Origin of the sequence: Hymenobacter swuensis DY53, assembly GCF_000576555.1 — a bacterium.
Taxonomy (GTDB): Bacteria; Bacteroidota; Bacteroidia; order Cytophagales; family Hymenobacteraceae; genus Hymenobacter; species Hymenobacter swuensis.
The window spans coordinates 1,674,685-1,689,324 of the sequence record NZ_CP007145.1 but is presented as its reverse complement, the minus strand read 5'-3'; the positions used below and the strand labels follow the sequence as shown (position 1 = coordinate 1,689,324).

The following is a 14,640-nucleotide window of genomic DNA, read 5'->3' as shown; positions in this document are numbered from 1 at the left end:
TTGTATGTGTCTTGACATCTCTTGCATTGTTAAGTTACACTCTCTCCGGATGTACGAACGGGTACCACCGTTCCACATTTTCTCCAAGACAGCTTGGGCTTAATCAGATTCAACTTTGGCGACTTAAACGGTTTGTAGGGCAGCAGAATAGTGATAGATGCCACTATGACAAACGGCATAATTCTATAAAAGCCTACAGGTTCTCTCCAGAAGCCACATCTGCTACTTGTATAGGACTAATTTCCATTGATCAACAGAACAGCTCTCATAGTTCCTTTGTGTATTTCATAAACGGCAAACACCGTATTACTCCGCTTGACTTAAAATTGGTAAGGTGCGGCCCAGCAGATTATGTTCTATCTATTGACACTACGGCTGAAAAGCACAGAATATATCAAGTAGTTGAAGCCGCTTTGCGACGTCACGCGCGTGAAATGCCAGATAGTCTTCAGCAACGCATCCGGCATAAACTTCAACATCTTTGGCAATAACTTTCCGCATGAAATTCCCTGCGCTTCTCGCCGCTTCTCTCCTCCCCTTATCCCTAGCGGCCCAGCAGCTGCCCGTGCCGCGCAACCTCCAGGCCACCTACACCAAAGGCACCCGCTCGGTAACCGGCCAGCCCGGCCCTAACTACTGGCAGAACTCGGCCGACTACCAGCTGAAGGTGAACTTCGACCCTACCACGCGGCTGGTGAAGGGCACGGCCGATATTGCCTACCACAACCAAAGCCCCGATTCGCTGCGGCAGCTGTGGTTTAAGCTCTACTCCAACCTGTATAAGAAAGGCGCGCCCCGCGCCGGCGGCATGAGCCCGGAGGACGTGGGCGAAGGCATGAAGCTGGAGAAGCTGACCATCAACGGCCAGACGATGGACGTAGCCAAACTGAAAGCTGATTTCACCAACCTGACGGTACCGCTGCGCCGGGCCATCGGGGCCAAGCAGACTGTCCAGATTTCTGTCAATTACTCCTACACCCTCAACAAAGGCTCTCACATGCGCACCGGCGAGGTGGAGCCGGGAGCCGATTTCGTAGCCTACTTCTTCCCCCGCGTGGCCGTGTACGACGACATCGACGGCTGGAACCGCAACCCCTACCTCGGCAGCCAGGAGTTCTACAACGACTTCGCCAACTTCTCGGCCGATATCACCGTGCCCCGCAACTTCGTAGTGTGGGCCACCGGCGACCTGACCAACGCCGACAAAGTGCTGGGCAAAAAGTACGCTCAGCGCCTGCGCGAGGCCGAAACCAAGGACGGCATCACCCCCATCATCACCGCCGCCGACCTTAAGGCCAAAGACCTGACGGCCCCCGCCGCCCAGAATACCTGGCACTTCGAGGCCAAAAACGTGACCGACTTCGCCTTTGCCACCACCGACCATTACGTATGGCAGGCCAGCAGCCTGGTAGTGGACCCTGCCACCAAGCGCCGCACCCGCGTGGATGCCGTGTACAACCCCGCCCACAAGGATTACGAGGAGGTGGTGCACTTCGCCCGCCAGACGGTGGAGGCCATGAGCTATACCTTCCCCAAGTGGCCCTTCCCCTACGCCCACGAAACCATCTTCGACGGGCTGGACCAGATGGAGTACCCGATGATGGTGAACGACAACCCCACCAGCACCCGCGAGGACGCCATTACCCTCACCGACCACGAGATTTTCCACACGATGTTCCCGTTCTACATGGGCATCAACGAAACCAAGTACGGCTGGATGGATGAGGGCTGGGCCACCATCGGCGAGTGGCTGATTTCGGGCATCATCGACCCCAAGCTCGATGACGACTACGGCATTGCCCCCTACGCCGCCGCCGCCGATACCGAGGCCGATCTACCCATCGTCACGCTCAGCACCCAGCAGACGGGCACGCCCTTCTTCCTCAACTCCTACCCCAAGCCGGGCCTGGGCTACCTCTACGTGAAGGATTTGCTGGGCGACGAGCTGTTCACCAAGGCCCTGCACACCTACATCCGCCAGTGGAACGGCAAGCACCCCATGCCCTACGACTTCTTCAACTCGATGAACGCCGGGGCCGGCCGCAACCTCAACTGGTTCTGGCAGCGCTGGTTCTTCGACGGCGGCTACCCCGACTTGGCCATCCGGCAGGTTACCAAAACGTCGGCTGGCTACGATGTGGTGGTAGAGGCCAAAGGTACCAAGCCCGTCCCTGTGGACCTCACCGTAACCTACCAGGACAACTCCACCGAGAAGCTGCACCGCACCATCGGCGTGTGGGAACAGGGTGCCAAAACCGTAACCGTACCCCTGACCACCACCAAAGCCGTGAAGCAAGTGAAGCTAGGCGCCACCCTCGTGCCCGACAGCTACCCAAAGGATAATGTGTGGGAGGGGAAGTAGGTAGCCGTTACCACTGTGGGACTTTTACTTCTATTCGTGTTCATTCCGGGCCTGCTGGTTTGGGGGTTGGCAGCTTACATTGTTGCTGGTGGCTGGCCACTGGATTCCATTGAAGTTGCGGCTGGTATTCTGCTGGCGCTCCTGGGCTTGATTGGACCGCTTATCCGGTGGAAAATTGCTGGTAAACTCCACGCTTTGGAGCCTCCTTTCGTGTACCTCAACTCGTGCGTAATTGTGCCGGGCGGAATAGGGCTGCTCATCACCTGGTTTTGGGAGCATGGCCACGGTCTGCTAGTGGCTAATTCGCTCCTTACGGCCGTAAGTCTCATTTTTCCGTTCGTCTGCGGCTACTTCTTTCTGGTACCCGAGCGTTGGAGCGTACCTAAGATTCTAAGCATCAAACCGTCCTATTAATACACAGTTGGTATGCTTCACTGTTCATCTTTACCTACCTTTGCCCGCAGTGATGGGTCGCCCCACCGCGGCGCTGCAAGGCGACGAGGAAAGTCCGGGCAACGCAGAGCACCCTGCTTCCTAACGGGAAGGACTGGGCGGCGTAAAGCTTCTCAGGACAGCCAGTGCCACAGAAAAGTACCGCCAGGCGGTGAAGTTGTGAAAGGTGAAGTTGTGAATTTCACAATCTCACCACTTCTCAATTTCACCTTTGGTAAGGGTGAAAAGGTGCGGTAAGAGCGCACCAGCGGCTGGGTGACTAGTCCGGCTGGGTAAACCTCAGGGGTTGAAAGACCAAATAAGCCAGTACGTGGCCCTTCGGGGCTGCACCGGGCGGCTCGTCCGGCGCTGGCGGGTAGGTTGATGGAGCCCGCGCGCAAGTTCGGGCCTAGATAAATGGTGGGGCCGCTTGCTTTCGGGCAGGCGGACAAAACCCGGCTTACAGACTCATCACCGTCATCAAACGGCCGCCGCATCTTCGGGTGCGGCGGCCGTTTTTGTTGCTAAATAGTGTTATTTAGCATACACAAACGTTTGCATAATGTCTAATTTGATACGTGTAGTACCCAGCGTCTCCCGCCGCTGGCCGGTGGTGCTGGCTGGCTGCGGCTGGCTGCTGGCGCTGCTGATTTCCCTTCCTGCCTTCGCCCAGAAAGCCCCACCCAAAACGGCCGACGTGTACGTGGATGCGGCCGGGGTGCTGCGCTGGCAGGGCTCGAAGCAGGAAGTAGCCCTGTTCGGGGTGAACTACACCACACCCTTCGCCCACTCTTACCGGGCCCACCGCCGCCTGGGCATCACGCCCGAGCAGGGCATTGACCAAGACGTGTACCACCTCTCCCGGCTGGGCATTGATGCATTCCGGGTGCACGTCTGGGACGTGGAAATCACGGATACGCTGGGCAACGTGCTGGAAAACGAGCACCTGCGCCTGCTCGACTACCTGCTGCAGCGGCTCAAGCAGCGCGGCATCAAAACGGTGCTGACGCCCATTGCCTACTGGGGCAACGGCTACCCCGAGCCCGACACGGCCCAGACCGGCTTCTCGGCCATCTACCCCAAAGGCCAGGCCTACAATAACCCGCGCGCCATTCGGGCCCAGGAAAACTACCTCCGGCAGTTCCTCAACCACCGCAACCAGTACACCGGCCTGCTCAACCGCGAAGACCCTGACATCATTGCCTACGAGGTCTGCAACGAGCCCCACTACCGCCAGCCCGAGGCCGAAGTGAGCGAGTTTGTGCAGCGCATGGTAGCCGCCATGCGGGCCACGGGGTACAAAAAGCCCATCTTCTACAACCTAGCCGAAAGCCCAGCCGTGGCCAATGCCATTCTGAGCAGCCCGGTGCAGGGCTTCACGTTTCAGTGGTACCCCTCGGCGCTGGTGAACGGCCACACGCTGCGCGGCAACCTGCTACCGCTGGTGGAAAAATACCCGATTCCCTACGCCCAGGACCCACGCTTCGTCAGCAAGCCCCGGCTGGTATACGAGTTTGAGTCGGCTGATATTCTGCAACCGGTGATGTACCCGCTGATGGCCCGCAGCTTCCGGGCGGCCGGGATGCAGTGGGCTACCCAGTTTGCCTACGACCCGCTGGCCTTGGCCTACGCCAACACCGAATACCAAACGCACTACCTCAACTTGGCTTACACGCCCGCCAAAGCCATCAGCTTACTGATTGCGGGCCAGGTATTCCGGCAGGTGAAGCGCAACCAGCAATTTGCGGCCTACCCCCAGGATTCCACTTTCGGCAACTTCCGGGTGAGCTACCGCAACGGCCTGAGCGAGCTGAACACGCCCGAGGAGTTCTACTACACCAGCACCACCACTACCGCCCCGCGCAAGCCCGCCGCTCTGCGCCGCGTAGCCGGCACCGGCTCCTCGCCCGTGGTGCAGTACCAAGGCACCGGCGCCTACTTCCTCGACCAGCTGGCCCCCAGCATCTGGCGGCTGGAGGTAATGCCCGATGCCATCCAGGTGCGCGACCCATTCGCTAAGACGTCTTTGCGCCAGACCGTCACGCGCATTGCGTGGAACACCCAGCCCCTGCGTCTCACGCTGCCCGGCCTGGGCGCTGATTTCACGGTGCGCGGCCTGAACGAGGGCAATGCTTTCCAAACCCAGGCCAGCAATAGCACGGTGGTGCTGCGGCCGGGTGTGTACGTGGTGGCAGCCCGGGGCAAAAGTACCACCGCTTACACGGCGCAAACCCAGTTGGGTGCCCTCAAGCTGGGCGAGTTTGTGGCTCCGGCGGCCACTCCGGGTCCGGTTCAAGTGATGCACGCGGCTCCGGCCCAACTGCCGGCCGGGCAGCCGGCGGTGCTGCGCGCTACCATTGCCGGGGCCGAGCCGGCCGATTCGGTGCTGCTCATTGCCCAGCATTTCTATGGCCAGACGCGCACTATCCCTATGCGTCGCCCTACGCTTACCACCGCCGAAGCCACCGTACCCGCCGAGCTGCTCTACCCCGGCCTGCTACGCTACTGGGTGGCCGTGAAGTATAACCAGCAAACCACCACCTTCCCCGGCGGCTTCGCCGGCAGCCCCCGCGACTGGGACTACGCGCCCCAGGACCGCTGGGAAACGCCTATCGTACCAGCCGGGGCACCGCTCCCCTTGTTCCAGGCGGCCCACGACCAGCAGCGGGTGGAAGCCGGCGGCGTCAACGGCTCCGGCTGGACCGATTACGTGACGACCAGCACCGGCCACCTGGCCCTGCGGCTGCTCCAGGCCCCCACGCCCGCCAGCCCGCCGGCCTTCTTCGACCCGACCGCGCCGGTAGCGTTTCTGCGAGCGTATTTCGGTGACCGGCTGGCGGCGCGGGCCAGTGAAGCGGGCAACTTCCGGGAGCTGGTGCTGCGCGCCCGGCGCGGCGGCGCGGCCGGCCCGGTCCGTCTGGTGCTCACCACTCGTGATGCGGCAGCCTACGCAACGGAAGTAGAAGTGGGAGCCGACATGCAGGAAATCCGGATGCCGCTGGCGGCATTCCGGCCGGCGCAGCAAGTGCTGCTGCCGCGCCCCTACCCCAGCTTTTTGCCGATGAACTCTCCAAGCAATGCCGGCCCCGCCCTGCCGCTGGCCCAGGCCGAAATCCTGCAGATTCTGTTGAGCCCGGCTGCGGCTTCCGGTTCTACGGAGCGGCCGTTTCTGGATATTGAGTCGGTGGAGTTGCGGTAGGCGAGTCAGGTGCGAAACCGAAAGGTCTGTGTCATGCTGAGCATTCTGCGCATAAAGCAGAGACGGAGCGTAGTCGAAGCATCGCTACCTCTGGCTAACTAATCACTATCACAACGAAGCGGTAGCGATGCTTCGACTGCGGCTACGCCTCTGCTTTATGCGCAGAATGCTCAGCATGACGGGCTGATTTTTATCGACCTACCATCCTGGCTCACCCAACCCCGCAACTCGGCGGCGCGTTTTGTACCTTTCGCGGCCTACACCTTCCTTGTTTTATGCCCCGCATTCTCATTATCGACGACGAAAAGGCCATTCGGCACACGCTGAAGGAAATTCTCGAATACGAAAGCTACCAGGTAGATCAGGCCGAAGACGGCCCGACCGGCCTCGACATGCTCATCCGCGACAAGTACGACGTGGTGCTCTGCGACGTGAAGATGCCCAAGATGGACGGCATTGAAGTGCTGGAGCGGGCCCGCATTCTGGCTCCTGGTGCCACGTTCATCATGGTATCGGCCCACGGCAACGTGGAAATGGCCGTGGATGCCACCAAGAAAGGTGCCTACGATTTCCTGCAGAAGCCACCGGACCTGAACCGCCTGCTCCTAACGGTGCGTAACGCCCTCGACCACAGCAAGCTCAGCACCGAAACCACCAAGCTCAGCACCGAGAACAAGACGCTCAAGAAAAAGCTGGCCAAAAATTCGGAAATGATTGGCGACTCCGAGGCGCTGTCTGCCGTGCGAAAGGCCATCGAGAAGGTGGCCCCCACCGATGCCCGCGTGCTCATCACTGGGCCCAACGGCGCAGGCAAGGAAATGGTGGCCCGCCAGCTGCACGAGCTCAGCAACCGCGCCGGCGGCCCGCTGGTAGAAGTCAACTGCGCCGCCATTCCCTCCGAGCTGATTGAGTCGGAGCTGTTCGGCCACGAGAAGGGCTCGTTCACGTCGGCCGTGAAGCAGCGCATCGGCAAGTTCGAGCAGGCCGATGGCGGCACGCTGTTTCTGGACGAAATCGGCGATATGAGCCTGTCGGCCCAGGCCAAAGTGCTGCGGGCTCTACAGGAAAGCAAGATTACCCGCGTGGGCGGCGAAAAGGAAATTTCGGTGAACGTGCGCGTGCTGGCCGCCACCAACAAGAACCTGCTCCATGAAATTGCCGACAAAAACTTCCGCGAGGACCTCTACCACCGCCTGTCCGTCATCCTGATTCAGGTACCCGCCCTCAACGACCGGCGCGACGACATCCCGGCCCTCATCGAGAAATTCCTCAAGGACATTGCCCAGGACTATGGCAACAAGCCCAAAAAAGTGGACCCTTCTGCCCTCAAATACCTCCAGAGCCTCGACTGGCGCGGCAACATCCGGGAGTTACGCAACGTGGTAGAGCGCCTCGTCATCATGAGCGACGACACCATCACGGAAACCGACGCGAAAGCCTTTGCTGGCAAGTAGTCCAGACCAAATTTAACCTAACTGCGTAAGCAAAATGCCGACCCGCCTGGGCCGGCATTTTGTGTGTTTATGGAAGCTTTTTTTAATCAACTGCTGGGCATGCAGGCTACGGCCGAAACCATCACGGTGGCCCAGACCTGCGCGCGGGCCGTGCTGGTTTTTCTGGTGGCCTTAGTGCTGCTGCGGCTCTCAGGCCGGCGCACGTTTGGCGGCAACAGCGCCCTGGATATGGTGGTGAAGTTTATGTTCGGAGCTTTGCTGAGCCGCGTCATCATTGCCGATGCCCCGATGGGCATCACCTTCACGGCTGCCGCCGCGCTGGTGTTCGTGCACCGGGCGCTGGCCTACGCACTCTACTTCTCGCCCACCCTGCGCCGGCTGGTCAAAGGCTCCGATTCCGTACTGGCCGAGGGTTCTACCATTCATCAGCACGAGCTGCGCCGAGCCAGCGTGAGCGAACCGGAGCTGCACGCCGGCATCCGGGCCGCCGCCAACACCGACGATTTGAGCACCCTGGAGACAGTACGCCTGGAGCACGACGGCGTTATCACGGTAGTGAAGAAAGCGGAGTAATAGGCTTTACACCATCTGGTTGCAACCGCGCACATCGGAGTTATCCAGGCGGCCCAGCACTTCAAACGAGCCATCGGGGTGCAGACGGGCCAAGTCTTTGGTTTCGATGAAGGCGCAGCTGTCCACGTTGGCTAGGTCAATAACGTTGATAGCCCCGGCGGCGCGGGTAGCCGATACGGAGAACGGGTCAGATGGGTCGCGCAGCAGCACCCGCAGTTGGGGCGGCGCGTGGAACCGGCCGTCGCCGAAGCTGTAAGCCTGGCCTAACAGTTCTGTCATGCCGTACTCGGAATGGATGCCGGCCGGCCCGAAGGCTTGTTGCAACTCCGCGTGCAGCTCTTCCCGGATCATCTCGCGGCGGCGGCCCTTCATGCCACCGGTTTCCAGCACCGTAACACCGTGTAGCTCCGGACGGCCGGCGTAGGTAGCCGCAAAATCAAGCAGCGCATAGCTTACGCCCAGCAATAGCACTTTCCGGCTGGGTTGCTGCTTAGCCTGCGCCAGTGCAGTCAACAAAGCCTCGTGGTCGTGCAGAAAGAAGGCCGGCTGCAGCTGCCCCGACTGCTGGCCGAAGTACTCCACCATCGCCACCAATGAGGAGTTGCCCTGCTCCAGATACGAGGGTAGCAGTGCCAGAAAAGTCCAGCCGGTGAGCGGACCGTAGAACTGCTCGAAGATGCGGGCCGCGTGCTGGCGGTAGAGCAGCGGCTCGCGCACAAAGTGCTGGCTGCGGCTCTGCCGGGTGGTGCCGCTGCTTAGGAACGTTTCCTCCGGCTGCCAGTCAACGGCATCCGTGCGTACGTCCTGGGTTTTGAAGAACTCAATGGGTAGAAACGGAATGGACTCCAGCCGTTGCACCCGCGCTGGCTGGTAGCCCAAAGCCGCCAGATACGCGGCATATGGGGCGCAGTGCTGAGCCTGGTACCGGAACAGCTCCAGGGCGGCAGCGGGGGCGGTGGTATCGGTCAGGAGGGGAAGCTGGCGGAGGTATTCGGCGCGGAAACTCATTCGGGTACGTTGGGGTTAGCGGAACAGAGAACAATGCGGGCGGTACTTCGTTCGTTGAGATGTTGTACCTTCCTGCCCGGCGGGGGCCGCTTCCCCCGACTGCCTATTCTGCTTTGTATGGCCATATTTCGTACGCTCCGCTCTGCTTCCCTGCTGGCACTCTCGGGCCTGATGATTACTTCCTGCATCAGCCCGCCAGATTACCCCGAAACGCCGGAAATCGAGTTCAGGCGCATCACCAAGGAGCGTATTTCCGATGCCACCGGCACCTACGATAAGGTAGTCGTGACGGTGAGCTATCAGGATGGCGACGGTGACCTGGGCCTGCGCGACACGGACACCGACCCGCCGTTCAACGTCACCAAGCCGGATAACACGCTCAACCCCGACGGCTACAACTACATCTGCCGGCTGCAGGTGCGGGATGCCAACGCCGTCTTCCAGGACATCGTTTTCTCCCCCAACGACCCCGGCTACGATGGCCGCTACCCCCGCCTCACCCCAGATGAGCAAGGCGACCGGAAAGCCCCGCTGAAGGGCGAAATCGACTATAACCTGCAAATCTTTAAGAACTCGGTGCTCCGCACCGGAACCGTGCTACGCTTCAAAGTGAAGATAAAAGACCGGGCCTTACGCGTCAGCAACGAAGTCATTACCGACCCCATCACGTTGCAATAGCTGGTAAAACCAGAGCAAAAAGGCAACTATGGGCCGCAGGTTACGGGTGCAATACCCCATAATCTGCGGCCCATAGTTCGTTAGTAGCCTTTGCCGCTAATAAATGGTCGGGAACCGCTTGGGGTCAGCTTCCTGCAGCATCTCGTACACCGTGTCGAATACGTCCTCGGCGTTGGGTTTGCTGAAGTAGTCGCCGTCGGAACCGTAGGGTGGGCGGTGGGCCTGGGCCGCGAGGCAGCGCGGCTGCGAGTCGAGAAAGCGGTAAGCCTGCTGCTCGTCGAGCACCTGCTGCATCATGTAGGCGGTGCCGCCACCGGGCACGTCCTCATCGGCAAACAGGACGCGGTTAGTACGCTGCAGGGAGTCGGCAATAATGTGGTCCACGTCGAAGGGCAGCAGTGTCTGCACATCAATTACCTCTACCGAAATGCCTACTTCGGCCAGCTGCTTGGCGGCATCCAGTACAATGCGGCACATCGAGCCGTAGGTGACGATGGTCAGGTCGTCGCCCTTTTTCAGGGTTTCAGGCCGGCCCAGGGGCAGCGTGAACTCGCCCACGTTGGACGGAATCTGCTCCTTGAGGCGGTAGCCGTTGAGGCACTCAATGACAATAGCCGGCTCATCACTGCGCAGCAGTGTGTTGTAGAAACCGGCAGCCTGCGTCATGTTGCGCGGCACGCACAGGTGCATGCCCCGGATAGCGCCCAGAATCATCTGGATAGGTGAGCCGCTGTGCCAGATGCCTTCCAAGCGGTGGCCCCGGGTACGCACAATGAGCGGGGCTTTCTGGCCACCCTTGGTGCGGTACTGCAGGCAGGCCACGTCGTCGCTCAGAATCTGGATGGCGTAGAGCAGGTAATCGAGGTACTGGATTTCGGTGATGGGCCGCAGGCCGCGCATGGCTGCCCCGATGCCCTGCCCCACAATGGTGCACTCCCGAATGCCGGTATCCGTCACGCGCAGTTCCCCGAATTTCTCCTGCAAACCGGCAAACGCCTGGTTCACGTCGCCGATGCGGCCCACGTCCTCCCCGATGGCGAAGATGCGCGGGTCGCGCTGGAAGTTGGCGTCGAAGCAGGCCTGCAACACCTCCCGACCATCCACTTGGTGGGCGTCGGCGGCAAACTCGGCTTTTACTTCTTCAATGTTGCCAATGGCTTCCTCGCTCTGGCTGAACAGGTAGGAGTTGTAGCGGTCCGAGTTTTCGGCCAGGGCTTGCTCCAGCCAGTTCTGCAGGTCGCGGCGGGCGGCGCTGCGGGTGCCGCGCACGGCGCGCAACGCACGGCGCACGGTACGCACCAGATCGGCGCGGATGGGGGCCGGATTATGCTCCAGCGGCTCCACCAGCTCGTGCAGCTTGTTTTCGGTGCCGGTTTCCTTCACCAAGCGGTTCAGCAAAGCCACTACCTCAACGGCCTCTGCCTTGATGGGGTTAAAGAACTCGCTCCAGGCGGCCGTGCGGGCCACTTTCACGGTTTCCTTGGCCTCATTCTCAATCTGCGTCAATTCGTCTTCGGAGGCGTGGCCTTCCTGCAGCAGCCATTCGCGCATTTTGCGCAGGCAGTCGTGCTCCTCTTCCCAGCTCAGGCGGTCCTTGCTCTTGTATCGCTCGTGCGAGCCGCTGGTGCTGTGGCCCTGGGGTTGGGTCACTTCCTGCACGTGAATCAGCACGGGTACGTGCTGGGTGCGGCACACCTCGGCGGCGCGCTGATAGGTGTCGATGAGGGCAGCATAGTCCCAACCGCGCACCCGGAAAATCTCGAAGCCGTCCTGGCCCTCGCCTTCGCGCTGGAAGCCTTTCAGGATTTCGCTGATGTTCTGCTTAGTCGTCTGGTACTCGGCAGGTACCGAAATGCCGTAATGGTCATCCCACACGCTCACCAGCATTGGAATCTGCAGCACGCCGGCGGCATTTATGGCCTCGAAGAACATACCCTCGGAGGTGCTGGCGTTGCCGATGGTGCCGAACGCCACCTCGTTGCCGTTCACCGAAAACTGCGAAAACTGGTGCAGATCGGGGTTCTGGCGGAAGAGCTTGGAGGCGTAAGCCAGGCCCACGAGCCGGGGCATCTGGCCACCGGTAGGCGAAATATCGGCCGAGGAGTTTTTGCTCTCCGCCAGGTTTTTAAAGTTACCGTTCTCATCGAGGTGGCGGGTGCCGAAGTGACCATTCATGGCGCGACCGGCAGTGCTGGGCTCGGCCTCAACGTCGGCGTGGGCGTAAAGCTGGGCGAAATACTGTTGCAGCGTCAGCTCCCCAATGGCCAGCATAAACGTCTGGTCGCGGTAATAGCCGGCGCGCCAGTCGCCGGCCCGGAAGGCGCGGGCCATGGCCAGCTGGGGCACTTCCTTGCCGTCGCCGAAGATACCGAACTTGGCCTTGCCCATGAACACTTCCTTACGGCCAGCCAGGGAAGCGTGGCGACTTTCCCAGCCCAGGCGGTAGTCCCGGAGCAGGTCTTCTTTGCTGAGAGTGGCAACTGAGGATAGCACGTCGGCGGCGGTTTCGGCAGTAGACATAAATGAAAGGCGGGTGTTGGGGCAAAAAGTGGGTGGGTGGAAAACGCCCGGCGGGAAACAGGCCCCCAAAAGTACGGACTTTGCCGTTGATGCGGTGACAGGCAGTTTTGTGGTTATCTTTGGAGTAGAGTAATAAAGGCTCGTTATACTGAGGCGCAGCCGAAGCAGCTCGCTCGGCTGCTACCTGAGTAAATAATCAGCCTCATCCTGCGCGCTTCTTCACAAGCTCAGCATGACGTTCATTTTTTTCTAACCCCATCGAAAATGAAACACCTCTTCTCGTTCCTGCTGGCTGTGCTGCTGGCCGGTGCCGCCCAGGCCCAGGGCGTGCTCACCTTTGACAAAGAGCTGCATGATTTTGGCAGCGTGCCGGAAGGCACCATGGCCACCCACGAGTTTCGCTTCAAGAATACTGGCAACCAGCCCATCATCATTGCCAACGTACAGGCCAGCTGCGGCTGCACCACCCCCGACTGGACCAAAACGCCTGTACTACCCGGTAAAACCGGCATCGTGAAAGCCGTGTATAGCAGTGCCGGCCGCCCCGGCGTCTTCAACAAAACCGTCACGGTGACCAGCAACGCTACCACGCCCAGCTCGGTGCTGACTATCAAGGGCAATGTGCTGAACAAGGAGCAGATGAAATCCTCGCTCACGCCCCAGCAAATTGCGCAGTCGCCCCGCCTGACGCTGGACCGCGCCGTGCATAATTTCGGCAAAATGGAAGCCGGCCAGTCCCTGACGGCCAAATTCACGGTGAAGAATACCGGGAAGCAGGATTTGGTGCTGGGCGCCATTACTTCACAATGCTACTGCGTGGGCTACAAAAACGTACCCGGCCCCATCAAACCCGGCCAGAGCAGCGTGGTAGAGCTGGTATACAGCCAGCGCAAACTAGGCGAACAGGCTGAACCCGTGGTTATTACCAGCAACGACATTACCGGCGACGCTAAACTGACCCTGAAGGCCAACGTGGTGCAGGACCTGAATGGCAGCAGCATGGTGAAGGAAAGCGGCGCTTCGGTTCCGTTCAAGTAAGCCCACTGGATTGCACGAAAGCATACTATCCGGCTTTACTTTTCAAGCTCATAACCAGGCCCAAGCCCTGATGTCCTGCCGGCATCGGGGCTTTTTATTTTTCAGGGCTTTGGGCACCATTGCGGGCAAACTGGTGCCGCCCCTTACCCGCAATGGCGTACCCCCGCATAATGCCAACGGCTTGTCTTATCTTTGCCTTGCTCTCCGGGCATTTTCATCCACCTACGTTTCACCACCCGCATTATCTCATGCTGATCGGCGTACCGAAAGAAATCAAGAACAACGAGAACCGCGTGGGCCTGACGCCCGCCGGTGTAGCTGAATTCCGCAAGCACGGCCACTCGGTGTACGTGCAGGCTACTGCCGGTAACGGCAGCGGCTTCTCCGATGCCGAATACGAGCAGGCTGGCGCTACCGTGCTGGCTACCATTGAGGAGGTGTACGCCAAGGCGGAGATGATTGTGAAGGTGAAGGAACCGATTGCCTCGGAATATCCGCTCATCAAGGAAAACCAGCTGCTGTTCACCTACTTCCACTTTGCCTCGGGCGAGGAACTGACCCACGCCATGATTGAGCGCAAAGCCGTGTGCTTGGCCTACGAAACTGTTGAGCTGCCTTCGCGCGCCCTGCCCCTGCTCATCCCGATGAGTGAGGTAGCCGGCCGCATGGCCCCGCAGGAAGGTGCCAAGTACTTGGAGAAGCCGCTGAAAGGCCGTGGCATTCTGCTGGGCGGCGTACCCGGTGTAAAGCCTGCTGAAGTACTGGTACTGGGTGCCGGCATCGTGGGCACGCAGGCCGCTAAAATTGCCGCCGGCCTGGGCGCGAAAGTTACCGTGATGGACATTAGCCTGAACCGCCTGCGCGAGCTGGACGACTTCATGCCCAAAAATGTGGTAACGCAGTATTCCAACGAGTACAACATCCGCGAAGCCATCAAAACCGCCGACCTCATCATCGGCGCGGTGCTGATTCCGGGTGCCAAAGCCCCGCACCTCATCACCCGCGACATGCTCAAGACCATGCGGGCCGGCACCGTACTGGTCGACGTAGCTGTGGACCAGGGCGGCTGCATCGAAACCTGCGAGCCCACCACCCACGAAAACCCGACCTTCATCATCGACGACATCGTGCACTACTGCGTGGCCAACATGCCGGGTGCCGTGCCCTATACCTCTACCCTGGCCCTGACCAACGCCACGCTGCCCTACGCCGTGAAGCTGGCCAACCTGGGCTGGCAGGAAGCCTGCCGCCGCGACGAGGCTCTGCGCCTCGGTCTGAATGTGGTACACGGCAAAGTGGTGTACAAAGGCGTAGCCGATGCCTGGGGCCTACCTCTGGAGTCGGTTGATGCCGTAATGGAAGCCGCTGTGGCGTAA

General features: G+C 60.3%; 10 protein-coding genes and 1 other RNA gene. 9 read left to right on the top strand and 2 right to left on the bottom strand.

The window, feature by feature from the left end:
• Nucleotides 1–499 precede the first annotated feature (499 nt).
• From HSW_RS08700 to HSW_RS08680, 6 genes are all read left to right on the top strand, one after another.
• Nucleotides 500–2,362, top strand: a complete 1,863-nt coding sequence (locus HSW_RS08700; RefSeq protein WP_044001606.1) for a M1 family metallopeptidase — start codon at nucleotides 500–502, stop codon at nucleotides 2,360–2,362.
• 15 nt (nucleotides 2,363–2,377) lie between these two features.
• Nucleotides 2,378–2,776 carry a hypothetical protein gene (locus tag HSW_RS08695; RefSeq protein WP_155832888.1) on the top strand — a complete coding sequence of 133 codons (399 nt, stop codon included), beginning with the start codon at nucleotides 2,378–2,380 and terminating at the stop codon, nucleotides 2,774–2,776.
• 49 nt (nucleotides 2,777–2,825) lie between these two features.
• Nucleotides 2,826–3,273, top strand: an RNA gene (gene rnpB, locus HSW_RS23450) — RNase P RNA component class A.
• Between the two features lie 83 nt (nucleotides 3,274–3,356).
• A complete protein-coding gene (locus HSW_RS08690; protein WP_052346268.1) occupies nucleotides 3,357–5,993 on the top strand; it encodes a cellulase family glycosylhydrolase in 2,637 nt (878 codons plus the stop codon).
• 275 nt (nucleotides 5,994–6,268) lie between these two features.
• Complete coding sequence (locus HSW_RS08685) at nucleotides 6,269–7,447, top strand: sigma-54-dependent transcriptional regulator (RefSeq protein WP_044001604.1); 1,179 nt, start codon at nucleotides 6,269–6,271, stop codon at nucleotides 7,445–7,447.
• Between the two features lie 69 nt (nucleotides 7,448–7,516).
• Nucleotides 7,517–8,020, top strand: a complete 504-nt coding sequence (locus HSW_RS08680; protein WP_052346267.1) for a DUF421 domain-containing protein — start codon at nucleotides 7,517–7,519, stop codon at nucleotides 8,018–8,020.
• A 6-nt stretch (nucleotides 8,021–8,026) separates the two neighbouring features.
• On the opposite strand, the gene HSW_RS08675 is transcribed toward HSW_RS08680, so the two are convergent.
• Nucleotides 8,027–9,028 (bottom strand): acyl-CoA synthetase family protein, encoded by a 1,002-nt coding sequence (locus tag HSW_RS08675; RefSeq protein ID WP_044001603.1) that lies wholly within the window; start codon nucleotides 9,026–9,028, stop codon nucleotides 8,027–8,029.
• Between the two features lie 117 nt (nucleotides 9,029–9,145).
• Between HSW_RS08675 and HSW_RS08670 the strand changes: the two genes are divergently transcribed.
• A complete protein-coding gene (locus HSW_RS08670) occupies nucleotides 9,146–9,706 on the top strand; it encodes a hypothetical protein (protein ID WP_044001602.1) in 561 nt (186 codons plus the stop codon).
• Between the two features lie 96 nt (nucleotides 9,707–9,802).
• On the opposite strand, the gene HSW_RS08665 is transcribed toward HSW_RS08670, so the two are convergent.
• The gene (locus tag HSW_RS08665) at nucleotides 9,803–12,226 is read right to left on the bottom strand and encodes an alpha-ketoacid dehydrogenase subunit alpha/beta (protein WP_044001601.1); all 2,424 of its coding nucleotides are present in this window, start codon (nucleotides 12,224–12,226) and stop codon (nucleotides 9,803–9,805) included.
• A gap of 264 nt (nucleotides 12,227–12,490) precedes the next feature.
• Between HSW_RS08665 and HSW_RS08660 the strand changes: the two genes are divergently transcribed.
• Nucleotides 12,491–13,264, top strand: coding sequence for a DUF1573 domain-containing protein (locus HSW_RS08660; protein ID WP_044001600.1), 774 nt, complete (start codon nucleotides 12,491–12,493; stop codon nucleotides 13,262–13,264).
• 248 nt (nucleotides 13,265–13,512) lie between these two features.
• Nucleotides 13,513–14,640: an alanine dehydrogenase gene (ald, locus tag HSW_RS08655; RefSeq protein WP_044001599.1), complete on the top strand. Its 1,128-nt coding sequence runs from the start codon at nucleotides 13,513–13,515 to the stop codon at nucleotides 14,638–14,640.